This window comes from Sphingomonas sp. JC676 (genome assembly GCF_014489075.1).
Classification (GTDB): Bacteria; Pseudomonadota; Alphaproteobacteria; order Sphingomonadales; family Sphingomonadaceae; genus Sphingomonas.
The window spans coordinates 744,471-768,265 of record NZ_JACTGR010000002.1 but is presented as its reverse complement, the minus strand read 5'-3'; the positions used below and the strand labels follow the sequence as shown (position 1 = coordinate 768,265).

Below are 23,795 nucleotides of genomic sequence, written 5' to 3'. Positions count from 1 at the left end.
CCTAGACAGCATCGAATTCGTCCCCGCGAGGGAGCGCGGGGCGCCGATCCGCTATTGCGGATGCCCGGCAGCCCGAATAGGTTCAAGTGAAACTTTGGCTGGTCCGCAATGGAGCGGATCGCGGGGGAGATGCAAATGAAGAGGATTTTCATGGTCTCGGTCGCGGCCGTGGCGCTGATGAGCGTCTCCGCGTGCCATGGGCAGTCGGGTGCGGCGCCCGACAAGGGGCAGGTCGTCGCCACTGTCGATGGCGAAGAGATCACCGTTTTCGAACTTAACGCCGAGATGCAGGCAGCGCCTGCGCCCGCCGGTGTCGACCGCAAGGTGCTCGAGCAGATGGCGCTCCAGCGCGTCATCGAACGCAAGATCCTCGCCAAGATCGCGCGCGATCGCAGTCTCGACAAGAACCCCGCCTTCCTGCTGCAGCAGCGCCGCGCGAGCGAGCTGATCCTGGCGACCATGCTGCGCGACCAGATCGCTTCCAAGATCGCCCAGCCCAATGACAGCGAGATCGCGACCTATCAGGCCGCGCATCCCGAATTCTTCGCGCAGCGCAAGGTCTTCACGGTCGAGCAGATCATATTCCCGGCGCCGACCAATATGGCGAAGTTCAAGGAGATCGCGCCGCTCAAGACGCTCGATCAGCTGGCCGCCAAGTTGACCGCCGACGGCACCCAGTTCCGTCGTGGCCCCAGCAAGATCGATTCGCTCCAGCTCCCGCCTGACGCGGTCAAGAAGATGGGGACGCTGCCCCCCGGTGAGATGTTCATCCTGCCGTCGCAGCAGGGCGTGACCGCGAACGTTATCACCGAGACGACGATCGTGCCGCTGGCCGGCACCGATGCGCGCAACGCCGCGATCAACGCACTGAAGGCACAGCGCTTCGCCCAAGCGGCGGATTCGCAGTTCGCCGATATCGTCAAGAAGGCCAAGGACAGCGTGAAGTACCAGGCCGGCTACGCGCCGCCGCCGGCGCCGAAGGGCGCGCCGACGCCCGGCACGATGCCTCCGGGCGCGATGCCTTCGCCCGGAGCAGAGGTGCCGCCGGCGAAGTGATCGATCAGGGGCGCTCAGCCGGCTTGGCGGCGCCCCCTATATCCTCCCCACCATTTTGTCGGATTGAGCAGGACGCCCCGCCAGCCCCTGCCCACCGCGCGCAGCCGCTCGCCACGGCTTGGCATCAGCGGCGCCGCGATGGCGGCACCCGCCACATATCTGGCGGCGACCAGCCATAGCGCACATGCGGTGGCGAACGCGCCCGGACCGCCGAAATGCTTGCGGGCATAGTGCATCTGGCCCGCGGTACGGTAGATGAACCGCGTCGGCGAAAGGGCCTCGCCCCCACCAGCATCGTGCACCACCGCGACGTGCGGGGTCACGATCGCGCGATGACCCAGGTCTTTCATTCTCTTGAAGAGATCTATTTCTTCCGAATAGAGGAAGAAGCTCTCGTCGAATCCGCCGAGTTCCCGCCATATATCGGCCCGGACCATCATGAAGCCGCCCGACAAGACATCGACATAGCCGGGCGCGGTGGCACCGGCCGGCAAACCGCCGCTGGCGAGACTTCGCAGCGATCCGAGCGGCGCTTTCAAGAAATCCCACATGCGCGGCAACACCAGGAAATTGGCGGCATCGAGCGTTCCGTCGGGGGAAAGCGAGCGACCGCCCCAAGCCGCCGCCTCAGGATGGGCTCGCGCGAATTCAACGAGATCGTCGATCGCCGCGCCGTGCGGTAGCGCATCGGGGTTGATCAGCAATAGGCGCGGCGCCCGCGCTTGTGCCGCAAGCCGGTTGTTGCCAGCGCCGAAGCCAATATTGCCTTCGCTTGGAACGATCCGCACTTCGGGGAACTGCGCCCGGACCAGTGCTTCAGTGCCGTCGTCGCCATTGTCGATCAGCAGGATTTCATGGGGCGTATTGGCCGCCGAGCGGCGCACGCCGAGCAAACATTCGGCGATGAAATCCGACGACCGAAAAGCTACTATCAGTATACTTACTAGGGGCGTTTTGTTGCCATTCAAATCCGACATGCAAACTCCAACTTTTGTTCATCGGCTAAATAGTTCCAACAGTTAGACCCAGTTCCTAGAGGGCGCCGGAAAACCCCGATACTGACAAACACCTAGGTCTTTGGCCGAAGATAATTAACCGTGTCTTTAGAAGGATGTTTCACCGACCCGGCCGTAAACACTGCCGGGCGTTATGAAATCGACTCGGGTCGCCCAGTCGCTGTAAAAGGTGCTTACATGCCAGATATCATCGTCAAGAATCAGACCGAATTGGATGCTGCGCTCAACGGCGCCAAGGGAGGCGAAACGATCAAGCTGGCTGCGGGAACGTATTCGAACGTCACGCTCACCAATCGCAATTTCGCGTCGAATATCACGATCACCTCCGTGGACGTCAAAAATCCTGCCACCGTGCAGCGAGTCGCGCTGAACAGCGCGAGCAATGTCACCTTCCAGGGCCTGACCCTCGGACGGCAGATCTCACCGCCCGAGGCCGAATATACGCAGCTTCACAACGTCAACAAATCCTCGAACATCGTATTCGACCATGTCACGATCACGGGCGGCTCCGGCGATGCGTCCAAGTCGATCGGCTGGGGCCTTTTCGTGCGCGACAGCTCGAACGTCACGCTCACGAATTCGTCGTTCGATCACACCAGTCTCGCTCTCGAGGTGTCCAACGTTACCGGCATGGTGGTGAAGGACAACACCTTCTCGGATAATCGTCGCGATGGCATCAATTTTGCCGCGGTTACGAACGTCGTCATCGACGGCAATTTCTTCACTAACATGCATCCGGTCAACGGCGAGCATCCTGATGCGATCCAGTTCCTGACCAACGGGACGACCACCGCTTCGAGCAACATCGTCATTAAGAACAACATCATCATGCAGGGATCGGGAGAGGCGATCCAGGGCATCTTCCTGAACGACGAGGTCGGTACGCTGCCGTATCAGAACGTCGATATCACCAACAACCTGATCTACGTGAATGGCCAGTATAATGGCATCAGCGTTACCGGCGGCAAGAACATCAATATCCAGCAGAACACCGTCGTATCACGTACCGATGACGCGATCCCCGCATGGATCCGGCTCGAGCGCGTGGACGGCGCCACCGTCGTCGGCAATGTCGGCGACCGCCTGGTCGCAAACACCAACACGAGCAATATCGTCGTCGGCGCGAACAGTTGGCTGTCGCAGGATTCGGTGCTGCTTCGCAAGTTCGAGAATCTGAACGCCGCGGGCGCTGCCAAGCTTTCCGGCATGATCGTCGGCGACTTGGGTTACCATCCTCCCGCCGGAAGCGCGGCAGCGGCCCTGGTGGCGAGCGAGAACGCCAACGCCAAGCCGTCGCCAACCAGGAACCTGCTGCTCGATCTCGAGTTTAACTCGACTGGCTTGGCCGATAAGTCGCGCTTCGCTTCGGTTATCACCACCGCCGCGATCGACATGAGCAATGTCAGCAACGGCTATTATCATGTGCAGACGGGCAAGGGCTTCGAACTTTCACGTGCGAACTCGGTGCAGCTCTTTGCGCTTCCGGCCTTCACCCTTTCGTTCAACCTGATGCGGGATTCGATGACGGCGCCGGTTGGGCAGATTCTCGGTGTCCATCAGAGCTGGTCGGTCAGCCTGACGTCGAGTGGCGAATTGAACTTCGCGATCAAGAATGACGCCGGCACTTCCTACAGCATCGTTACGCAGGGGGCGAGGCTTGTGGACACCGCGTCGCACAAGATCGGCCTCACTTATGACAGCGCCACCGGCCGCGCGGTGATCTATGTCGACAGCGTGGCCCGGGGTACCGGCGCGATCGGCGGACCGAGTAAGGCTCTGGAGAGCTGGGGACTGTATGTGGGAAGTCCGTTCGGCGCTGCTTTCAGTGGCAAGATTGGCAACATCGAAATGCGCGATCAGGCGTTGAACGCGGCGCAAATCGTGTCGCTCAATACCGCATCGGGCTTTGGCGTCCTGTCGCTCCTTCCGGCATTTGCGGGAATGGTGGGGCAGATCGTCAGCAACGGGGCGCAGGCCAAAGTCGCCGCGATGGTCGAGGTTCCGGTTCTGGCCGCCGATGTGTTTACGGCGCCGGCTTCAACCGGGAATGTTGCGATGGGGGGCATCGTCGCTTCGATCCCGTCGATCTCTACGGTTCCCACCATGGCCGCGGCCATCTCGACATCGACGAGCGCCAATCTTTCGGCGGCGCCGCTGTCGCTTACGACGCTGCGCGTGACCAAGGCATGCGGCTTCGATTTGCTTCACGCCTGATTTGTCTGTCGGCCAAGTGAGATGGCGCGGGACTTTGCGATCCCACGCCATTTCCTTTGCTTGCTGGTAGGATGTGAGTCGCATAAGGCTCGCGGAGCATGAGCCTTGGGGACAACCGGAAATCGTGACGCGCAGATGGTTTAGTCTCGATGGGTTGCGCGGTCAGATGGTGCTCGGCTTCGGCGTCAAGGGCATCGGTTCGGTCACCAGCTTCCTCTTCACTTGGTTGATCGCGCGCGCTTACGGCCCCGCCGGGGTCGGTGCCTTCGGAACAGCGCTCACCACTTCGTTCATGGCGGTGACGCTGGCCCTGATGGGCCTCGACTTCATCCTGGTGCGCACCGTTGCGGTGTTGCTCAGCGCCGGGCAATCGGGAATGGCGCGCACCGCGATTCGCCACGCGCTGCGGATCTCGCTCAGCGCCGGCCTGGCACTTACGGCGGGCCTCATCCTTTTTCGAGACCGGATCGCGACCGATCTGCTGGGCAGCGCGGAGCTTGCACCGGAGCTTGTGGTTTTGGCGCTGGTCATTCCGGGGATGGTCTATAGCCGGCTAGTTTCCAACGCGCTGCGGGGGCTGGGTCAGGTGGGGTCATCCCAGCTGATCGAGGGGCCGATCGGCTCGACCGTCGGCAGCATATTCCTTGGTGCGGCGCTGTTACTCGGCCTTGCGCACGACCCGCTGCTTCCCGCGATCCTGTATCTGGTGGGCTGGTCGGTCGGCGATCTGTTCGGCGCGATCCGGCTTGCCAGGGCGACGCGCAACTGGGCCCCCGCCGAGCCGCTCGACCGGCCGCTGCTGAAGCCTGGATTCTTCATCTTGGTGGCGAATGCGAGCAATCTTTTCATTGACTGGTTCGCCACGATCGTATTGGCGGCAACTCATGGTCCGGCCGAAGCGGGCATTTTTCGAATCGGCTATCAAATCGCCTCGTCGCTCAAGCTGCTTGCAGCAACATCGGAAACGATCCTGCATCCGGTCTTCGCGGCCAGCTTCCAGCAAGGCGACCTCGCGCGAATCGGAAGGATTCTTCGGATCACCGTCGGCGCACTGTTGCTTGCTTCGGCTCCGGTGGTGCTTGTTGTACTGGTGGCGCCGCACTGGATTATGGGGCTGTTCGGGAGCGGATTCAAAGCGGGCGCGGTGGCGATGCAGGTGCTCGTGTTTGGTCAGGTGATCAGCCTGGTGATGGCGGCCAGTGGTGGGCTGTTGGTGATGGCCCACCGCGAGAAGCTGATGCTGGTCCTCACCTTGATTGCGGCGCTACTTGCGGCAGTGCTGGCGCTGACGCTGATCCCGCCCTACGGCGCACTGGGCGCTGCGATTGCAACTACGATGCCGTTCGTGTTTCTTCGTCTCGCTTCGATGGCGGCGGTGCGCTGGAGCTTGGGAGTGCGTTTGGTGGGCACCACGCGATGACTGCGATCACTGATCTGCGCGGCAGCGATCTGAGGCTGCGCCTCCGCCTATATGCGCGGCAATTCCGGACCTGGGCATTGAAGCGCGGGCGGCCGGTATTGCCGCTTTATGAAGCGGAGCGGCCGACATGGTGGGCGGTGCTTCGTCGCATGCTGCTTCTCGCCGCGGTTTGCGCCATCACGTTTTTCTACGGACTGCTCGTATCGGTGCTGCCGCCATTCCTTCTCGTGCCCGCCGCCGCTCCGCCAGCGATCCTGACCTTGGTAGTCATTTGGGCGCTGCCGGATGCGCCTCGGGCGCCGGTGCGGATGCTGGCGCGCCTATTCATGATCTTTTCCATGATCATGCTTTTGTGGCCGAATTATCTATCCTTCACCTTCGGGGGGCTGCCCTGGATTTCGCTGCGGCGCCTCATCGGTTCCGTGGCGGTGCTGCTGCTGCTCGTCTGCGTCTCGACCTCGAAGAAATTCAGGACGGACATGGCGGCCATCCTGGGCAGTTCGCCATGGATCACGCGGCTAATGCTGGGCTTCATTGCGGTCGAGGCGATTTCCACCTTCACCTCTTCCGCACTGGGTGAGACGATCAATCGCTTCGTTGACATGCAGATCATGTGGACTGCGATGTTCTTCATCAGCGCCTGGTATTTCGGGACGGCGGAACGCAATTCGAACCGCTGGGTCAACTCCATACTCTGGTGCTCCGGCATCCTGATGGTTGTGGGTGCGATCGAGTTTAAAGTGGAGCACGTGCTGTGGGCGGACTATATCCCGAGCTTCCTGCAGATCCAGGACGAGGCCGTGCAGCAGATGCTGCGGCCCAACTTCCGCGACCGCTATCGCGTGGTAACGACCTTCTCCTCGCCGCTCTCCTATGGCGAATTCCTCGCGCTGATAGCGCCGCTGATTCTGCACAAGCTGATGAATTCAAAGACGGCCCTGCGTATCTCGCTGTGGGCGGTCGCGGACCTAATCCTACTGATCTCGGCATTTTTGAGCGGCGCACGTCTCAGCATGGTCGGCTACATCGTCGCGCATGCCGTGTATTTCCTGCTCTGGGGTATCCGGCGATGGCGAACCCAGCCTGGCGGGCTGATCGGACCCTCGCTGACGCTAATGTATCCTGCGCTAATGGTCTCACTGTCGATGCTCATTGTGTCGGTGGATGCGTTGCGCACGCGGGTGCTAGGTGGTGGCGCATCACAGCAGAGCAACGACGCACGCAGCCAGCAGTTTGATCTGGCCGTGCCTGCGGTTGCGCATCGCCCACTGTTCGGATTTGGGCCGGGCGAAGGAGCTGGCGCGGTAGGCTGGCGGACGATGGATGGAAAACTGTCCATCGACAGCGGCTTCCTCTCCATCGCGGCGGACTATGGCCTGATTGGATTCGCCTGCTTCTACGGGGCCATCGTGTTCGCGATCGCGCACTTGATGCGTAGCGGAATCTTTGCGCGCGGAACCGATTATTCGCTGCGGCTCGCGCTCGCCGCGATGCTGGTAGTGCTGCTGACTGCGCGTTCGGTGCTGTCACAACAGGACAACAACCCTCTCGTATTCATGATGGTGGGATTATCGCTGGCTCTGATCTACCGGGCGTCGCAGGAGCCCCAGGCGCTGGTTACAGATGCTACCAAGACACCCGGAGAACGAAATGGTTGAGGCGGTCGAACAATATCACGACCTCGTGCGTCGTGACGTATTCGAGGTCATGCCCGCCCATCTGGGTCGTGTGCTCGACGTTGGCGGCGGCATCGGCGCGACCAGCGTGGCGCTCAAGCGCGAGGGGCGCGCGGACCATATCGTGATTGTCGATCAGGTCGCGGACCAGGTCCTAGACGGCGTTGACATGGCCTTTGCTGGCAATCTCGAGGATCCCGCTTTCCTTGCTCGCGTCGTTGCCGAAGCCGGTCATTTCGATACGATACTTTGCCTCGATGTGCTCGAGCATCTGCGCGATCCCTGGTCGGTGGTCGATCAGTTGCGGCAGTGTCTGGTGCCCGGCGGAACCATCGTTTCCAGCATTCCCAATGTGAACTTCATCGGCTTGGTCGGCCCGCTTGTGCTGCGCGGACGCTATGAACTGGCCGATGCCGGCATCCTCGACCGCACGCATATCCGCTGGTTCGTGAAGGACGGCGCAGTGGAGCTCATGAGCCGGGGCGGGCTTCGTGTGGAATGCGTCGTCGATCGCGTGCCGCGTTTCAAATACCGGCTGTTGAGCGCGTTGAGCTTTGGGGTGCTCAAGCGCTTCTTCGTGCTCCAGTTCCTCATCCGGGCGCGCAACAGCGAAGCCGGTGCCGCCTCGGAGAGCAGTCGCGCGACAGCTTCCGCCTAGGGCCTTGAAGCAGACCGCGAATGGCGTTTTATTGGCGCGAACTTTCGGATGGGCTTCGTTATGACCGTCATCGATGACAAAAGCCTGAGGCCCCAGAACAATGATCTGACCATGGTCAGACTGTTGCTGGCGACTCTAGTGATATACTCGCACAGTTTCTATGCTGTGTTCGACGACGATCATGACGACTTGGCGACGACGCTTGGCGTACCGATCTCGAACTACGCCGTGGATGGATTTTTCATTCTCTCCGGCTTCCTGGTGTATCGGAGCCTTGTTACCAACAATTCGCTACGCTTCTTTGCGCTCGCCCGCCTGACGCGCCTTTGGCCCGCATTGTTCGTGATGATGATCGTGGTCACGCTGGGCGGCCTGGCGTTCACGACGAGCAGCCTGGCGGCCTATTTCATCGGCACCGACACACTGAAGTTCATTTTCTTCAATACGACGTTCGTTTTCTACGGCGCGAACCTCACGGGCGTGCATTGTGGTGCCGAGCTTTGCAACGTCAATGGTTCGCTTTGGACCCTGCCCTGGGAAGCCCGGTGCTACGTGATCCTCGCGCTCTTGGGCGGGCTTCGCCTCGCCGGCGCGAAGCCGATGACCTATCTGATCCTGCCGGCAACTTTGGCGTTCGCCGTGCTTTGGGATGTGGGCGCGGCGAATGGACTGAGCCATGTTCTCGGGCGCGGTATCAGCTACCAGTTCGAACGACTCGACCGGCTATGGGTCGCATTCGCGCTGGGAATCGCGGCCTATCTCTTTCGCCATCGCATTCCGCTTTCGTGGTGGATCTGTCTTGCGCTGCTGCTGGCGAATATCGGGGTACAGCAATTCGTGCCGCCGGCCGGCCTGCACGCGCGGGCGGTTTTTATGGCCTATTTCGTGCTGTGCCTGGGGTTCCTCGGCGTCCGCAAGACCAGCGTCTCCTCCAACTGGCCCGACTATTCCTATGGAATGTACATCTACGCATTCCCGGTGATGTTCGTATTGCAGCGCGTCTTCGCCTTCGAGTCGCCTTATGCGCTGGCGGTCTGCAACGTACTGGGCACGGTACCGCTGGCAGCTCTATCCTGGCATTTCGTCGAAAAGCCGGCGCTCAACCAGCTTAAGCGTTATCGCAAGCGCCTCGCGACGGCGCCAAAACATCCCGAGCCGCTGGCGCCCGAAGTGGTAGCGCCCGGAGCCGCGTGAATTTGACAACCAAGTGTCTCGGGCAGTCGTCCCGAGTGATTGCGCTCCGACATGTTCGGAGCGCCCACTCTATTGATGAGGCGTCGAAATGACCAAGAGCACTCGCCGCCGCTTCATCGGTTCCGCACTGGCGCTGCCCTTCGCGCCCTTCGCTTGCTCTGCGCCTTCGGCGCCTGCAAGCGATCGACCGGTGCAGGCACGGCCCGGAACGCTTCGCCCGGGCCGTCGCTGGAACGGCGCGGCGGGAAGCGGCGGTACTGCCCCCCTTCAAAGCAATACGCCGAGCGGTTCGCTGGTTCCGGACGAACGTTTCACCGGCGGGTTTTCGGCGATCCCCGGCCAGTGGGTGCATGGGGAAGGCATTCGGATCACGGCGCTTGGCTTGCCGCCCCAGGCAGCCGGCAGCGATCAGATCAACTATTTCAGGGAAGCCGTATTCTTCCTGGAAGGGAACACCGTCACCGTCACCGAATGGAGCGTCAACCGGACGCCGGTGCGGATGCACGACGGCACCATGGCGCCGCAAGGTTCGGTCGGATTTTCGGTGGAGATCGGGCCGGGCGAAGGCGCCGTCTCGGCGGGCGATGCGATTCTGTATTGCTATCTGCGCGGAGAGCATGGGCTGGAGCGCAGGATCGAGATACCGCTCGTGATCAATGTTGACCGCTCGCTCGATGCCAGGCGGCGCGCCGGCTATGTTGATCCGGTGCGGGGCCACGATGCCGCGGCGGGCACCGAGCGCGCACCCTGGCGCTCGATCTACCACGCGCTCAGCGCCGATGGCGTCGGCGATGGCGGCAAGGTGATCCTGCTGAGCGCGGGGCGATATGTCGAAGACGCCAACATGGTTCCGCACACGCGGCCGACCAACAACAAGCGGATGATCGAGGTCGTCGCGGCGGAGGGGCTGAAGCCCGAAGATGTGGTGATCACGCGCAGTTCCCGGCTTTCGCCCGAGACCCGCTGGATCGTGATGGCGCGACTGGTCTATTTTCAGGGGCTCACGCTTGATCTCGGCAAGGTCCCGACGCTGCAGTCTCGTGTGCCGAGCTATGTGATCGGCTTTTCCGGCTGCCGGCTGGTTGATCCCGAGGGGGAGAATGGGCCGCGGGACGCGCGCAATCTCGATGTCGCCTACAACGCGTCGGTGGGGCCGGTTCTGCTCCGCGATGCCGTAAACAATCCGTTTCCCTATAGCGTCGGCGCGATCTATCTCAGCGAATGCCTGCTGGTGAACTACGCCACCCAGGGCGCCAAGCTCTACCGGAACGTCACGGCGCGCGAGTCGACCGACAGTCTCGCGGGCGGCCCCGGCTATGACGACGTCGTCGTCGATGGCTACTTCGTTTCGATGAAGCGTAGCTTCCGCCTGCGCCTTCATTCGACGCCGGACCTGATCGTTCAGGGCGTCGAGGCAGGCCCGCCGGGTCAAACGATCGTGCGCGTACCGCCCGGGGATCTCCTGAAGACGGGCAGGCGGACGGACTGCAAGGCCACGATCGTCAGCGGGCTTTCGGCCGGCAAGGATTGGATTCAAGTAGTGTCGGCGGATCCGACGACGGGTGTCGTGGTGCTGGAAGGAGACTTGCGCCGTCAATTATCGCCGAGCGATCGCGTCCGGATCTTCATGATCTGGCATGCCGATTTCTGCCAGCAACAGGGCGTCGTCCGTCCTGATCAGACCGGAATCCGGAACCTGACGATCTTCCGCTATCATGCTACGTCGCCCACCGCCCAGCTGTTCCTGATCCAGGCCGCGGTAAAGCTCGAGCCGGGCACGACGATATCGACCAACGGCGCACGCTTTACCCTGAGCGGCGGCGCGCGCCCGAACGTCGTGGTTCCGGACGACGTGCTGAGACTCGCATCGGGGCCGGAGGCGGGGGAATATCGACTGGTGCGGGACTTCGACATGGCGAGCGGATCGGGAACCTTGCTCGATCCTTTTACCGCGAATCAGAACGGCGCGTCGGTGGGCCGCGGCAAAACACTCCACGGGCTGGCCATGGCATTGTCGATTTTGCACAAGACCGGCACCGAGGCCGAAATGGGACAATTCCAGGACGGGCACCGCAACTTCGTCCTGGCGCACAATACGTTCGTTAGCCAGCCGATGTGCCTGAGCTTCCGGAACAAGAATCCAGGGCATGGGCATCGCAATCATGCGCAGCTGTTCAATCTCTACTCGCGGCTCGACGCCGACACGCCCGAGCTGCCGCGCGAGGGACTGCGTATCCAGCGCAATCATTTCCTGACTGGGAAGGCCCGTGGCGCCGGCGGAAAGGCAGACGCCGTGATCTTGCGCTGGGACGGGCTCGCCTATGCGCCGGGCAGCGGGCTGCAGGCGATCGGCATGCGCCCGCTGATCCCGTTCGACGCCTTCGGTAACCCGGTGGACCACACTTCGCCGGTCGGCGCGATCACGGGATCGCGGCGGAACTGAACCGGCGAGGCTAGGCGCGTGCGGGGCGCCGGCGGTCGAGCAGCGCCCGGGCCACGCGAATCAGCGGCGTCTCGATCAGCCAGTGCGTGACGATCCCGGCTGCCGAGATCAGCACTATCGACCCGATCAGCAGCCCGATCAACGCGGCGATCGTCACCGATCCCCCACCCGTGGGGATGTGGCGCAGCGAAACTTTCTCGATGCCGAGCGCCATGAACGGGTGCAATAGGTAGATGGCGTAGCTCGCGTCGCCGAGCAGCTTGGCGAGCGGCGCCTTGATCGCCCAGCCCGACTTTTCCAGCAACAGGGCGCCCAGTACCAGCAGCGCGGCCGGGAAGCCCGCGACGAACAGACGCTCGGCATCGGGCCAGAAGACGTGGGTGAGCACGAGCAGGCCCGCGCCGAACGCGGTGATGGCTGCGGCGACGCCGGCCGGACAGCCTTGCAACGGTCGCGTGTAGAGGATCGTCGCGATCAGCATGCCCAGCGCGAATTCGGCGATCAGAGGCCTAGTGTAGAAGATCCATGCCGGGCTGGGCAGGGTGAGCAGCAGGCCGGCCACGATCAGCAGCAGCAGGATGCCGGCAGTGAACGAAACCCGCGTGATCGCGGAGTGGATCGTAAGCGAAATCGCGAATATCAGGTAGAAGAACATCTCGTAATTGAGCGTCCAGCCGACGAACAGCACCGGCTGGATGTTGCCGCTCCCCTTCATGTACGGGATGAACAGCAGTGATTTCCACAGCTCGGCATAGTCGGCCTGGGTGGACCTGAAAAATTGCGGTGCCGCTGCCGCGGCAGCGAAGGCGAGCAGGGTGAAGAACCAATAGAGTGGGACGATCCGGCAGGTCCGGTTGACCAAGAACTGCCACGGGGTCGTATGGCCTCGGCGAGTCATGTGGACCATGATGAAACCGCTGACGACAAAGAAGATGTCGACGCCGCCCGTCAGGAAGGGGCCCGTGCCCGGGGGTACGCCGAGCCCCGTCCAGATGCCGCCAAAGTGGAACATCACCACCATTAGGGCGGCCAACGCGCGCAGCGATTGGATATTGTAGAGCATTCAATTCCCCCGCGTACGGGGTCTATCGAAGCTTCCCGGGTCTGTCATCCCACGCGGCGACCACCAATGTCCCGCCCGTTCGGTTTTGATAACTTGTAAAGCCTTGACCTCTACTGACTGCATCGTCAGGTGCTTCACTAGCGAGGCAGAGGGCGCACGCGTTTTTTCGGGCGACGACATAGTTCGCGCGGTCCGGTATCGCGGCAAGCGCTTTCTGCCGCGCGGGCTCGCCGAGCTGGTTCAATTTTGGAGTTGTTAAATGAAGACTGCTCTTGTTTGCGGTGCCGGCGGCTTTATCGGCGGCCACCTTGTCAAGCGGCTGAAGCGTGAAGGCTTCTGGGTTCGCGGCGTCGACCTGAAGTTCCATGAATATGCCGAGTCCGAGGCGGATGACTTCGTAGTCGGCGATCTGCGCGAGCAGGCTTTCACCCGCAGCGTGGTCGATCGCAAGTTCGACGAGGTCTATCAGCTCGCGGCCGACATGGGGGGCGCCGGCTTCATCTTCACCGGCGAGAATGACGCCGACATCATGCACAATTCGGCGACGATCAATCTCAACGTCCTCGATGCGACCTATAAGCGCAACATCAGCCGCATCTTCTATTCGTCCTCGGCCTGCATGTATCCGGCATACAATCAGGAGGATCCGGACAACCCCAATTGCGCCGAAGATTCGGCCTATCCTGCCGCGCCGGACAGCGAATATGGCTGGGAAAAGCTGTTCTCCGAGCGACTCTATCTCACCTATGGTCGCAACTACGGCATGCAGGCCCGTGTCGCGCGCTTCCACAACATCTTCGGCCCGCAGGGCACTTGGGACGGCGGCCGCGAAAAGGCCCCCGCCGCCATCTGCCGCAAGGTCGCAGCCACGCCGCATGGCGGCACGATCGACATCTGGGGCGACGGCAAGCAGACGCGCTCGTTCCTCTATGTTGACGAATGCGTCGAGGGCGTGCTGCGCCTGATGCGATCGGACTTCACCGGTCCGGTGAATATCGGCTCCGACGAGATGGTCTCCATCGACCAGCTTGTCGATATGGTCGCCGATATCGGCGGCAAGACCATCATCAAGAACCATATCCCGGGTCCGGTCGGCGTCCGCGGGCGCAATTCCGACAACCGGTTGATCCAGGAGCGGCTGGGCTGGGCACCGAGCAACACGCTGCGCGCGGGCCTGGAGCCCACCTATGCATGGATTGAACGTCAATTGCTGCGCAACGCGGCCTGATCTTTAGCGCCGGGGCCTTCGCGCCCTGGCGGCTTCACTGCAGAATCGCCTTGATCAGCTTCTTGAGGCGGATGCGCGGATTATAGCGCTCGATATCGATCATCTTCGCGCGGGGCATCTTTGAGATCAGGCTGGCGATCTTGGAGAAGGTCGAGCTGCCCGGGAAGATCAGATAGTCGCACTCGGCGAGCAGATACATGTCGATTAATGCCTCGACCGCATTGTTGGTGCGATCGGGACATTCCGGGTTCTGGTGCATCGAGATGCCGCCCTCGGGAAACCATTTGGGTGTGGTCACAACGCGCGGATATCGGCCGCGGATCAGATTCTCGGCTTCCTTGTTGTCGGTCGCCAGGAAGATCGCCGCATCCGGTCGCTTGGCGTGCAACTTGTCGAGATGCTTGAGGAAATCGTGGATCGAGGTGCGGCGATCCATATAGCGCACATGCACGCCGATCACTTCGCCGGGCAGGTTAGCGGCCTTGAACGCATCGACCTGGCGGCGGATGCCCGGCGCCAGCAGGATGTGGCGCTGGAGCACGCGCGCGATTACCTGGTCGTCGGACAGCTTCGCCCATTCTGCCCAGGCGCCTGTGAAATGCTTGCGCAGCAGCTGTATGTGCTGAGTGTAGCTCCAGAACATCGCATAGCGCTCCGCATGATCGAGCCTGGTCAGGTCGACCGAATATTTGCGCCACAAAGTCGCGCCGCCATGATCGTCGTTATCCAGCTCAGTGACCATATCGTTGGCGGACTTGTCGAGCCGGCCGGCCCAGACTGGCGGCGCGACCGAGGTTTCGGCGAGATCGGGAAGCGCGGACAGGCTGCGTTCGCACTGGAAGAGCTGGTGGAAGACGTTGGTGCCGTCGTTCGAATAGGTGAAGTCGGACCAGTCGGGGACGAAAATGCGGCCGCTCAGTTCCGCATAGAGCCAACCGGTGATCGCCGCGAGCATCCGGTTGCCGAGCCCCGCTTTGCCTTTGGCGCAGAAATAGAGATCGGGATTCGCGTCAGGCATCAAAGGCTCCGGAACAGGTTCGGTATGTGTGAACGACTAGACCCCTCTTTCTGAGGAAATCGTGACAATGCAAGCGCGGTGCGGCTCAATGTGCCCTTGGTCTTCCCGTCGGGCGGCTTAGTCGCTAATCGGCGCGACCATGATCAAGCACGCTCTTAACGTCACCCGCGAAGCGGATTTCGCCGCCTGGTACCAAACCGTCATTTCCGAGGCCGATATGGCCGAGGAAAGTGGCGTGCGCGGATGCATGGTGATACGGCCCTGGGGATATGGCATCTGGGAGCGCATCCAGCGCCTGCTCGACGACCGCATCAAGGCGACCGGGCACGAGAATTGCTATTTCCCGCTCTTCATTCCGCTCTCCTATTTCGAGAAGGAAGCCGAGCATGTGGAGGGCTTCGCCAAGGAAATGGCGGTCGTCACGCATCACCGGCTGAAATCGGTGAACGGCAAGCTGGTGGTCGATCCCGAGGCGAAGCTCGAAGAGCCGCTGGTGGTGCGGCCGACTTCGGAGACGGTGATCGGCGCGGCCTTCTCGCGCTGGGTGCAATCGTGGCGCGACCTGCCTGTTCTCATCAACCAATGGGCCAATGTCGTCCGCTGGGAGATGCGCACCCGCATGTTCCTGCGCACCAGCGAGTTCCTGTGGCAGGAGGGGCATACCGCGCACGCCAGCGAGGCCGAAGCGCGCGAAGAGACGCTCAAGATGCTGGAGGTCTATCGCAGCTTCGCCGAAGATTGCCTGGCGATGCCGGTGGTCGCGGGCGAGAAGCCGGAAAATGAGCGCTTCCCGGGCGCGGTCTCGACCTATTCGATCGAAGCGATGATGCAGGACGGCAAGGCGCTCCAGGCGGGCACCTCGCACTTCCTGGGCACGACCTTCAGCCAGGCGCAGAACATTAAGTTCCAGAACTCGGAAGGCCAGCAGGAGCTGGCACAGACAACGAGCTGGGGCGTCTCCACGCGCATGATCGGCGGCGTAATCATGGTGCATGGCGACGATGACGGGCTGCGCGTGCCGCCGCGCGTCGCGCCGTGGCAAATCGTGATCGTGCCGATGCTGCGCGACCAACCGGAGGATTCGGAGATCGTCGACTATTGCAAGACGCTGCAGCAGGAACTGGCGCATTTCAGCGTGTTCGGTGAGCCGGTGCGGGCGCTGCTCGACCTGAAGCCGGCCAAGGCCGCGACCAAGCGCTGGGGTTGGGTGAAGAAGGGCGCGCCGATCATCGTCGAGGTGGGCGGCCGCGATGTCGCCGGCGCAAACGTCTCGGTGATCCGCCGCGACCGGCTCTATCGCGAGGACGGCAAGCTCGACAGCGCGATCCTGCCGCGCGCACAGTTCGTCGATGAGACGACGGCGGTGCTGGAAAGCATCCAGCAGACGCTGCACGCCCAGGCGCGCGAGCGGATGGATGCCAATATCCGACGCGACGTCACCGACTTTGCAGCGCTGGAGAAGGCTTTCGATGGCGACAAGCCAGGCTGGGTCGAAGTCAATTGGGCCAAGCCGACCGGTGCCGAGCTGGACGCGGTGGTCGAGCGGCTGAAGGCGCTCAAGCTCACCTTCCGCAACGTGCCCGAGGGCGCGGCTGCGGCAGAGGGCGCGTGCATCTTCACCGGCAGGCCCGCGGTCGAGCGCATCCTGATCGCGCGGGCCTATTGAGCACGCCCGCGCCCGTGCGGACGCTGTTCGCCTCTTTGCTCTATCAGGAAGCGTTGGGTGACGACGCGCTGGTCGCGGAGCTCGAAGCATCATGCCTTCAGCTTGCCGAGGATGACGGGGCAGGGCGGCGCTGGGCCAGGGAGCATGGCTATCGCGGCTATACTTCCTATGCCTCGCTCAACGACCTGCCGATCCGCGATCCGGCATTCGCGGATCTCAAGCGACTGCTCGACAGGCATGTCGCGCGCTTCGCCGAGGCGTGCGGCTTCGATCTGGCGGGCAAGAAGCTCAAGCTCGACAGCCTCTGGGCGAACGTGCTCGACGGCAAGGGCGGGCATAGCGGGCATCTGCATCCGCACAGCGTCGTTTCTGGCACCGTCTATATCGCGCTGCCGCCCGGTTCGCGCGGGTTGCGGCTCGAGGATCCGCGGCTGGCGATGATGATGGCGGCGCCGCCGCGCCATGCCGACGCGCCCGAGATGCTGCGCAGCTTCGTCGAAGTGTCGCCAGAGCCGGGGACGGTGCTGCTCTGGGAAAGCTGGATGCGGCACGAGGTTCCGCCGGGCAACGGCAAGGGCAAGCGGATCAGCGTGAGCTTCAACTATCGCTGGTAGCCGGGCCGGGTGCCGGCGCGATCTCGGCTGAATCGCGATCCCGTTACGGCACAAGCTCTCATTGAGGATCGCCGTATAGCCGTTGGTTGGTCCTAATCACCGATGCCTTTCATATTGGGGGGCGACTAGTCCACGCCAGGACTATCTTTAAGAGCATGCCGCCAGATTATTCTGATTCCATTGATAAAAGCTGGTCGGCTTTCCTGAGGTCGCAAACATCGGTTGGGTAGGTCTCGATTTTGCTGCCAGCGGCGGGATCTGGTTATCGTCTCAACTTGGTACATGCATGAATCGGCATATTTCGACGTTGCGACAAATTGATACAAAGGCCGTGACGGGACTGGGAGCAGATGTGGGTTCGTGCCCCCGGATTTTTGGGAGGAAACCATGAAGATCACCACTTTGATGACCGCATCGGTCGCGGCGCTTCTCGCGTCCACCAGTGCGCAGGCGCAGATCTCGGGTTCGCTCGGCGGCGGTGCCGACCCGTTCGTCAGCCTTTCGGCGGCTGGCCTTGGCGGCGGATCGATCGCAACGCTCTCGGGCGGCACGATCTATACGGCGGATCAGCCCTTTGCGGACATTCCTGCAGGCGGCATCTATGGCAACACGTTCCTAGCCGCCGGCCCGACCTCGGGTTCGACCGCAACGCTGACGTTCACGCCGGGCACCGGTTGGGTGAGCTTCCTCTGGGGCTCGCCGGACACGTATAATGCGCTGACGATCACCTCGTCGCTCGGCAATGTCGCGAGCTTCACCGCTTCGGGCCTGGGCTTCTCCGTGACCAACGGCAACCAGTCCTTCTCGCAGTACGTGCAGTTCCAGGCGCTGGGCGTCGGCGAATATATCAAGTCGATCAGCTTCTCGAACGTCCCGTCGCAGGATGCGTTCGAAGTCGCCAACTTCGCCGTCCGCGGCGTGCCGGAAGCATCGACCTGGGCGATGATGGTCCTGGGCGTGGGTGCAGCAGGTGGCATGATGCGCCGCCGCCGCATCCGGACCTCGGTCAGCTTCGCCTGAATAGCGACGCACGAAAACGCCGCCGGCCTCACCGCCGGCGGCGTTTTCGTGTCCGGGTTAGGCGGCAGACAACGCCGCATCGACCCGCGCTGCCATTCCGTCTGCAGCGTGCAGCCCGAGCTTGCTCCGCCGCCACAACACGTCCTCTGCAGCGCGGGCCCATTCATGGTCGCGCATCCAGCGGGCCTCGATCTCGGTCAGACCCGCGCCCAGATCGGCGCCCATCCCGGCTTCGTCATGCACGTCGCGCAGCATCTCGCCGAGCGACGCGCCATAGGCGTGCGCCATGCGCCGCGAACGGACATCGCCCAGGAATGGCCAGCGGGCACGAACCTGGGCGAGATAATGGTCAAAGCCGGCGATCGCGCCGCCGGGGAAGACGCGGGCGCGGGTCTTGGGACGCGGCTCGATGCCCAGCAGCGGGCCAATCTCCTCCAGCGCCTCCTCGGCCAGCGCCCGCGCGGTGGTGATCTTGCCGCCGAAAACCGACAGCAGCGGGGCGCCGTCCGTATCGAGTTCGAGGAAATAGTCGCGCGTCACCGACTGCGCCTCGGTGGCGCCGTCGTCATGCAGCGGACGGACGCCGGACCAGTCCCAGACGATGTCCGCGGGCGTCACCTGGCGCGAGAAATAGCGGTTCACCGCATCGCAGAGATATTGCCGCTCCTCGTCGGAGCAGACCGCATCCTCGGGCCGGTCAACTGCAATATCCGTAGTGCCGATCTCGGTGAATTCGCCCTCATAGGGGATCGCGAAGACGATGCGACGGTCGGGCTGCTGGAGGATATAGGCATGGTCGCCCTCGAACAATCGCGGCACGACGATATGACTGCCCTTGACCAGCCGGACCTGCGAATTGCTTGTGACATCCAGGCTATTGAGTAGCGTTCGCACCCAGGGGCCGGCAGCATTGACGAGCCCACGCGCCTCGACGGTGCGGCCGTCCGACAGTTCGGCGCGCCATATTTCTCCTTCGCGGCGTGCCGAGAGCAATTCGGTTCGCGTTGCGATTTCCGCGTCGTGCGCCGCCGCGTCGACCGCGTTGGCCAGCGTCAGCCGGGCGTCGTCGACCCAGGCGTCCGAATAGACGAACCCCGAATGATCGGCCTTGAGCGGATCGGTGAAGGCGGTGTCCTGCCTGCGGAGGCTGCGCGAACGGGGGAGCGAGGATTTTCCCGAGAGCAGATCGTAGAGATGCAGGCCCAGGCGCACCATCCACCATGGGCGCACCGAATGCGCGTGCGGCAGGACGAAGGTCATCGGGCGGATCAGGTGCGGCGCGGCCAGCAACAGGCGTTCGCGTTCGTGCAGTGCCTCGCGCACCAGGCGGAACTCATAGGTTTCAAGATAGCGCAGGCCGCCATGGATGAGCTTGGTCGAAGCCGAGGAGGTGTGACTGGCGAGATCGTCCTTCTCGACCAGTAGCGCCTTGAGACCGTTCAGCGAGGCCTCGCGCGCGATCGCACAGCCGTTGATGCCACCACCGACGATCAGCAGGTCATAGGTCATTGATGCTCAGATTGGGCATGCGAGGCGGCCAAGTCCAGCCAATGGGGTGACGTCTCCGCAGATAATCCCTATCTTCGAAGCCAATGACAAAACCAAAAACCAAAACGGCCGGGCTGCCCACGCGGCAGCAAATCCTAGATTTCATTTCAAATTCAGAGACTCCGGCGGGCAAGCGCGAGATCGCCAAGGCGTTCGGGCTGCACGCGCAGGACAAGATCGCCCTCAAATCGCTGCTCAAGGATATGAGCGACGAGGGGCTGATCGACAGCGCCCCGGGTCGCGCCTTCCACAAGATGGGTGGACTGCCCAAGGTCACCGTGCTGCGCGTCACCGACGCGGACGGCGACACCGTCTGGGCCGTGCCCGAGCGCTGGGAGGCGGAGGGTATTCCGGTACCGCGCCTGCGCGTCCGCGAACGCGGCAAGCGCGATGCGCTGGGGCCGGGCGACCGCATTCTCGCCCGCACCGAGGAGGCCGGCAACGGCTGGATCGCGCATCCGATGAAGAAGCTCGCGCGCGGCGAGGAGCAGATGCTCGGCGTGGTGCGCGAGGAGGGCGGGCGGCTCTATCTCCAGGGCGTCGAGAAGAAGGAGCGCCACAGCTATCCGATCTCGGACCGCGCCGGCGCCGAGCCGGGCGACCTGGTACTCGCCGAAAAGGCCGGGCGGCCGCCGCGGATTTTTGCGCGGGTCACCGAGCGATTGGGCGATCCCTTCGCGCCGCGTAGCTTCTCGCTGATCGCAATCCACCGCCATTCGATTCCCGACGTCTTCTCCGACGAACTGATTCAGGAGGCCGAGCGCGTCTCCAGGCTGGATCTCGGCAAGCGCGAGGATCTGCGGCATCTGCCGATCGTCGCGATCGACCCCTCGGACGCGCGCGACCATGACGATGCCGTCTGGGCCACGCCCGACGACGATCCCAAGAACGAAGGCGGCTGGAAGGCCGTTGTCGCGATCGCCGATGTCTCTTTCTACGTCCGCCCCGGTTCGATCATCGACCGCGAGGCACGCAAGCGTGGCAATTCGGTCTATTTCCCCGATCGCGTAGTGCCGATGCTGCCGGAGATTCTCTCGGCGGAAGTCTGCTCGCTTAAGGAAGGCGAGGACCGCGCGGCGCTCGCCTGCCATCTGCAGGTGGGCAAGAATGGCGAGCTCAAGAACTGGCGCTTCACGCGCGCGGTGGTGAGCATCGCGGCGAACATTGCCTATGAGGACGCGCAGACGATCATCGACGGGCCGGGTTCGGAGCGTCCGATGCTCGACGAAACGCTGCGTCCGGGGACGGAGCGGCATGCCGCGATCGAAGCTGCGCTCAAGCCGCTCTGGGACTGCTGGAAGGCGCTCAACAAGGCGCGCGAGAAGCGCGAGCCGCTCGATCTCGACCTGCCCGAGCGGCGGATCATGCTCGACGAGATGGGGCGCATCCTCTCGGTCGCGCCGCGCGAGCGGCTCGATGCGCACAAGCTGATCGAGGATTACATGATCGCGGCGAACGTCGCCGCGGCCAAGGCGCTGGAGGCCAAGAAGGCCCCCGTCATGTACCGCATCCACGAGCCGCCGAGCCGCGAGAAACTGGTCGCGCTCAAGGATTACCTCAAGACCTTCGACCTCGAACTCGCGCTGGGCCAGGTGATCCGCCCGGCGACCTTCAACCACATCCTCGGCAAGATCGCCGAGGCCGAGTTCCGCGCCGAGGTGATGACGCAGGTGCTGCGGACGCAGACCCAGGCCTATTACGGGCCGCAGAATGCGGGCCATTTCGGGCTGTCGCTGGGCAGCTATGCGCACTTCACCTCGCCGATCCGGCGTTATTCGGACCTGATCGTCCACCGCTCGCTGGTCGAAGCCTATAAGCTCGGACCTGGCGGGCTCACCCCCGAAGAGGCGGGATCGATGGAGCGGATCGGCGAGAGCATCAGCCAGCTCGAACGCCGCGCGATGGAGGCCGAGCGCGAGACGATCGATCGCTATGTCGCCGCCTATCTCGCCAACCATGTCGGCGAGGTGATGGAAGCGCGGATTACCGGCGTCCAGAATTTCGGCTTCTTTGCGACGATCGAAGGCATTGGCGGCGACGGGCTGGTTCCGGTACGCGATCTGGGCACCGAATATTTCCGCTATGACGAGACCAGCCACAAGCTGATCGGCGAGGATAGCGGCCAGGCATTCTCATTGGGCCAAAGGCTGCCGCTGCGGCTCGTCGAGGCGAACCCGATCTCGGGCGCGCTGCGCTATGAACTGCCCGACGGCAAAGGTTCGGCGGGCGGAGGCGATGAGCGCCGCGGCAAAAGCGGGCCCAAGCGCGTCATCAAGCATCGTGGCCGCCCGGCGAACATCCGCCACCAGGGCCGGAAGCGCTAAGGCGGAAGCGGCGATCGACAGATGGCAGAGGAAACCAAAGTCGTTCCGATCTCGGCGGCCTCCGCCGCGCGAGCACGGCGGCGTATCGCCGACCATTTCTTCGCGCTGCAGGCATTCGAGCCGGACAAGGCGATCGAGTTCGCGCCGCAAACGCCCGACGAGTTGCGCCAGTTCGACCAGCTCCGTGCCGATGGCGTCATCCGCCAGCAGGTGCCCGGCCATTACTGGTTCGACCTCGACGTCCATCAGGCTGCGAAGAAACGCCGCGGCCGGCGCATTCTGCCGATCATCGCGACCGTGTTGCTCGTCCTCGTCTGGGCGTGGGCGCTATTTTATCGGTGATGACGCCGTGCGTCATTCGACCGTGAAGGTCAGCCCCGCATTCGCCTCGAGCCGTTTCTTGAGCGGCTCGGCCATCAACGCGCCGGGCGTCCAGATGCCACCCTTGCCCTCGGTCGGTACGTCGCGCAGCAGGCAGAGGGCGCTTTCCGTGATCATCTTGCAGGTCGAGCCATAGCCGGGATCCTTGTCACCCTTGACGCTGACGGTGACACGCTCGCCGGGCATCTCGGCGATGAAGGCGATGTCGTAATGGCCGGTTTCGCGCTCTTCCTTGCTCGGGCCTTCGCCGGGCGCGGGGCCCTTGTCGCCAGCCATCGGATTGAATTTGGCGATCGCCTCGGCCGCGGCCTTGCCGATCTCGCCCAGGCCGGGGACGACAAGCATCTCGTCATACTGGAACTCGGCGCCGTAAGGCTGGCCCGCCAGGAAATTGGTGCGGTGGACATTCTTGGTGTTGATCACCGCCATCATGAAGGGCGCGACCCAGGCGTCCACCGCCTCGTCATGGTGCGGGACCATGCCGTTGGGCTGATGGGGGCCATCGAAACCCGGGGTGAGCGCGAAGGGATCGATCATCAGCTTGAGGATCGACGGGTCCTTGGCTGCCGCGGCCATCGAGGCCTTGCCGCTGGCGAAGGTGCCGCCCGAGAAGGTGCCCTTCATCGCACGGACGCGGCCCTTCACGCGGGGCGCAGGCTTGCCGAAGCGCTTCCTCGCTTCCTCCTCGACCGCCCATACGCCAAGATCGAAGGGGATCGAATCGAAGCCGCAGGAGAAGACGATGCGGGCGCCGTTGGCCTTGGCGGTCGCCTCATATTTGCGGATCATCTGTGCCATCCAGGCGGGCTCGCCGCACAGGTCGACATAGGCGGTGCCGGTCTCGGCACAGGCCGCCAGCAACGCCTCGCCATAGAGCTGATAGGGGCCGACTGTGGAGATGACGACCGTGGCACGGGCGACCATCGCCTTCAGGGCGGCGGGATCGTCGGCATTGGCGGTGAGCAACGGCGTGGCGGCGGGGGCGCCGATCTCGTCTCGGACCTGTTGGAGCTTGGTCAGCGAGCGGCCGGCCATCGCCCATTTCACATCGGAATAATGGGCGGCGAGATATTCGGCGACCAGACGGCCGGTGAACCCGGTGGCGCCATAGACGATGATGTCGAACTCAGCCATTTCGCGATTCTCCTGCTCCTGCCGTACCTCTTATTCCAAAGGTGACGAAAGTCACGCCACCAATGAAGAAGGTTCCAGAGCATACCCGATCTTCGGAGTGCGCGGGAGTATAGGGTCGCGAG

At 63.1% G+C, this 23,795-nt stretch carries 18 protein-coding genes; 13 read left to right on the top strand and 5 right to left on the bottom strand.

The window, feature by feature from the left end; all coding sequences use genetic code 11:
- Positions 1–135 precede the first annotated feature (135 nt).
- Positions 136–1,056, top strand: coding sequence for an EpsD family peptidyl-prolyl cis-trans isomerase (locus IAG41_RS10385; RefSeq protein WP_187728523.1), 921 nt, complete (start codon positions 136–138; stop codon positions 1,054–1,056).
- 14 nt (positions 1,057–1,070) lie between these two features.
- Here IAG41_RS10385 and IAG41_RS10380 read toward each other — a convergent pair whose 3' ends face one another.
- Positions 1,071–2,033, bottom strand: a complete 963-nt coding sequence (locus tag IAG41_RS10380; protein ID WP_187728522.1) for a glycosyltransferase family 2 protein — start codon at positions 2,031–2,033, stop codon at positions 1,071–1,073.
- A gap of 216 nt (positions 2,034–2,249) precedes the next feature.
- On the opposite strand from IAG41_RS10380, the gene IAG41_RS10375 reads away from it, so the two are divergent.
- The 6 genes from IAG41_RS10375 (at position 2,250) to IAG41_RS10350 (ending at position 11,677) form a co-directional block, all read left to right on the top strand.
- The gene (locus IAG41_RS10375) at positions 2,250–4,286 is read left to right on the top strand and encodes a right-handed parallel beta-helix repeat-containing protein (protein ID WP_187728521.1); all 2,037 of its coding nucleotides are present in this window, start codon (positions 2,250–2,252) and stop codon (positions 4,284–4,286) included.
- Positions 4,287–4,452: 166 nt separating this feature from the next.
- Positions 4,453–5,706 carry a lipopolysaccharide biosynthesis protein gene (locus tag IAG41_RS10370; protein ID WP_187728520.1) on the top strand — a complete coding sequence of 418 codons (1,254 nt, stop codon included), beginning with the start codon at positions 4,453–4,455 and terminating at the stop codon, positions 5,704–5,706.
- A complete protein-coding gene (locus tag IAG41_RS10365; protein ID WP_187728519.1) occupies positions 5,703–7,364 on the top strand; it encodes an O-antigen ligase family protein in 1,662 nt (553 codons plus the stop codon). The genes IAG41_RS10370 and IAG41_RS10365 overlap by 4 nt, the downstream gene beginning before the upstream one ends.
- Entirely contained in the window at positions 7,357–8,040 is a 684-nt protein-coding gene (locus IAG41_RS10360; protein WP_187728518.1) for a class I SAM-dependent methyltransferase, read from the top strand. The genes IAG41_RS10365 and IAG41_RS10360 overlap by 8 nt, the downstream gene beginning before the upstream one ends.
- Before the next feature lie 60 nt (positions 8,041–8,100).
- Positions 8,101–9,234 carry an acyltransferase family protein gene (locus tag IAG41_RS10355; protein WP_187728517.1) on the top strand — a complete coding sequence of 378 codons (1,134 nt, stop codon included), beginning with the start codon at positions 8,101–8,103 and terminating at the stop codon, positions 9,232–9,234.
- Positions 9,235–9,322: 88 nt separating this feature from the next.
- The gene (locus IAG41_RS10350) at positions 9,323–11,677 is read left to right on the top strand and encodes a hypothetical protein (RefSeq protein ID WP_187728516.1); all 2,355 of its coding nucleotides are present in this window, start codon (positions 9,323–9,325) and stop codon (positions 11,675–11,677) included.
- A gap of 10 nt (positions 11,678–11,687) precedes the next feature.
- Here the strand turns inward: IAG41_RS10350 and IAG41_RS10345 are convergent, their stop codons facing one another.
- Entirely contained in the window at positions 11,688–12,740 is a 1,053-nt protein-coding gene (locus IAG41_RS10345; protein WP_187728515.1) for an acyltransferase family protein, read from the bottom strand.
- A gap of 259 nt (positions 12,741–12,999) precedes the next feature.
- Between IAG41_RS10345 and IAG41_RS10340 the strand changes: the two genes are divergently transcribed.
- Positions 13,000–13,968, top strand: coding sequence for an NAD-dependent epimerase/dehydratase family protein (locus IAG41_RS10340; protein ID WP_187728514.1), 969 nt, complete (start codon positions 13,000–13,002; stop codon positions 13,966–13,968).
- Positions 13,969–14,002: 34 nt separating this feature from the next.
- On the opposite strand, the gene IAG41_RS10335 is transcribed toward IAG41_RS10340, so the two are convergent.
- Positions 14,003–14,986 carry a nodulation protein NodZ gene (locus IAG41_RS10335; protein ID WP_187728513.1) on the bottom strand — a complete coding sequence of 328 codons (984 nt, stop codon included), beginning with the start codon at positions 14,984–14,986 and terminating at the stop codon, positions 14,003–14,005.
- Positions 14,987–15,125: 139 nt separating this feature from the next.
- Here IAG41_RS10335 and proS point away from each other — a divergent pair, with 139 nt between their 5' ends.
- From proS to IAG41_RS10320, 3 genes are all read left to right on the top strand, one after another.
- Positions 15,126–16,652: a proline--tRNA ligase gene (gene proS / locus IAG41_RS10330; RefSeq protein ID WP_187728512.1), complete on the top strand. Its 1,527-nt coding sequence runs from the start codon at positions 15,126–15,128 to the stop codon at positions 16,650–16,652.
- On the top strand, positions 16,649–17,266 hold the full coding sequence (locus IAG41_RS10325; RefSeq protein ID WP_222950612.1) for a TIGR02466 family protein: 618 nt from the start codon (positions 16,649–16,651) through the stop codon (positions 17,264–17,266). Before proS ends, IAG41_RS10325 begins: the two co-directional genes overlap by 4 nt.
- A 387-nt stretch (positions 17,267–17,653) precedes the next feature.
- The gene (locus tag IAG41_RS10320) at positions 17,654–18,286 is read left to right on the top strand and encodes a PEP-CTERM sorting domain-containing protein (RefSeq protein ID WP_187728511.1); all 633 of its coding nucleotides are present in this window, start codon (positions 17,654–17,656) and stop codon (positions 18,284–18,286) included.
- A gap of 57 nt (positions 18,287–18,343) precedes the next feature.
- Here IAG41_RS10320 and glpD read toward each other — a convergent pair whose 3' ends face one another.
- A complete protein-coding gene (glpD, locus tag IAG41_RS10315; RefSeq protein ID WP_187728510.1) occupies positions 18,344–19,795 on the bottom strand; it encodes a glycerol-3-phosphate dehydrogenase in 1,452 nt (483 codons plus the stop codon).
- Positions 19,796–19,878: 83 nt separating this feature from the next.
- On the opposite strand from glpD, the gene rnr reads away from it, so the two are divergent.
- The gene (rnr, locus tag IAG41_RS10310; protein WP_187728509.1) at positions 19,879–22,158 is read left to right on the top strand and encodes a ribonuclease R; all 2,280 of its coding nucleotides are present in this window, start codon (positions 19,879–19,881) and stop codon (positions 22,156–22,158) included.
- A 21-nt stretch (positions 22,159–22,179) separates the two neighbouring features.
- Positions 22,180–22,500, top strand: a complete 321-nt coding sequence (locus IAG41_RS10305) for a hypothetical protein (protein WP_187728508.1) — start codon at positions 22,180–22,182, stop codon at positions 22,498–22,500.
- Positions 22,501–22,512: 12 nt separating this feature from the next.
- On the opposite strand, the gene IAG41_RS10300 is transcribed toward IAG41_RS10305, so the two are convergent.
- The gene (locus IAG41_RS10300; protein ID WP_187728507.1) at positions 22,513–23,673 is read right to left on the bottom strand and encodes a saccharopine dehydrogenase family protein; all 1,161 of its coding nucleotides are present in this window, start codon (positions 23,671–23,673) and stop codon (positions 22,513–22,515) included.
- Between the last annotated feature and the right edge of the window lie 122 nt (positions 23,674–23,795).

Coding starts and splice junctions, on each gene's coding strand:
- proS (WP_187728512.1), top strand. CDS start 15,126: ATGATCAAGCACGCTCTTAACGTCACCCGCGAAGCGGATTTCGCCGCC.
- glpD (WP_187728510.1), bottom strand. CDS start 19,795: ATGACCTATGACCTGCTGATCGTCGGTGGTGGCATCAACGGCTGTGCG.
- IAG41_RS10345 (WP_187728515.1), bottom strand. CDS start 12,740: ATGCTCTACAATATCCAATCGCTGCGCGCGTTGGCCGCCCTAATGGTG.
- IAG41_RS10385 (WP_187728523.1), top strand. CDS start 136: ATGAAGAGGATTTTCATGGTCTCGGTCGCGGCCGTGGCGCTGATGAGC.
- IAG41_RS10380 (WP_187728522.1), bottom strand. CDS start 2,033: ATGTCGGATTTGAATGGCAACAAAACGCCCCTAGTAAGTATACTGATA.
- IAG41_RS10305 (WP_187728508.1), top strand. CDS start 22,180: ATGGCAGAGGAAACCAAAGTCGTTCCGATCTCGGCGGCCTCCGCCGCG.
- IAG41_RS10365 (WP_187728519.1), top strand. CDS start 5,703: ATGACTGCGATCACTGATCTGCGCGGCAGCGATCTGAGGCTGCGCCTC.
- IAG41_RS10320 (WP_187728511.1), top strand. CDS start 17,654: ATGAAGATCACCACTTTGATGACCGCATCGGTCGCGGCGCTTCTCGCG.
- IAG41_RS10340 (WP_187728514.1), top strand. CDS start 13,000: ATGAAGACTGCTCTTGTTTGCGGTGCCGGCGGCTTTATCGGCGGCCAC.
- IAG41_RS10300 (WP_187728507.1), bottom strand. CDS start 23,673: ATGGCTGAGTTCGACATCATCGTCTATGGCGCCACCGGGTTCACCGGC.
- IAG41_RS10360 (WP_187728518.1), top strand. CDS start 7,357: ATGGTTGAGGCGGTCGAACAATATCACGACCTCGTGCGTCGTGACGTA.
- rnr (WP_187728509.1), top strand. CDS start 19,879: ATGACAAAACCAAAAACCAAAACGGCCGGGCTGCCCACGCGGCAGCAA.
- IAG41_RS10375 (WP_187728521.1), top strand. CDS start 2,250: ATGCCAGATATCATCGTCAAGAATCAGACCGAATTGGATGCTGCGCTC.
- IAG41_RS10370 (WP_187728520.1), top strand. CDS start 4,453: ATGGTGCTCGGCTTCGGCGTCAAGGGCATCGGTTCGGTCACCAGCTTC.
- IAG41_RS10355 (WP_187728517.1), top strand. CDS start 8,101: ATGACCGTCATCGATGACAAAAGCCTGAGGCCCCAGAACAATGATCTG.
- IAG41_RS10335 (WP_187728513.1), bottom strand. CDS start 14,986: ATGCCTGACGCGAATCCCGATCTCTATTTCTGCGCCAAAGGCAAAGCG.
- IAG41_RS10350 (WP_187728516.1), top strand. CDS start 9,323: ATGACCAAGAGCACTCGCCGCCGCTTCATCGGTTCCGCACTGGCGCTG.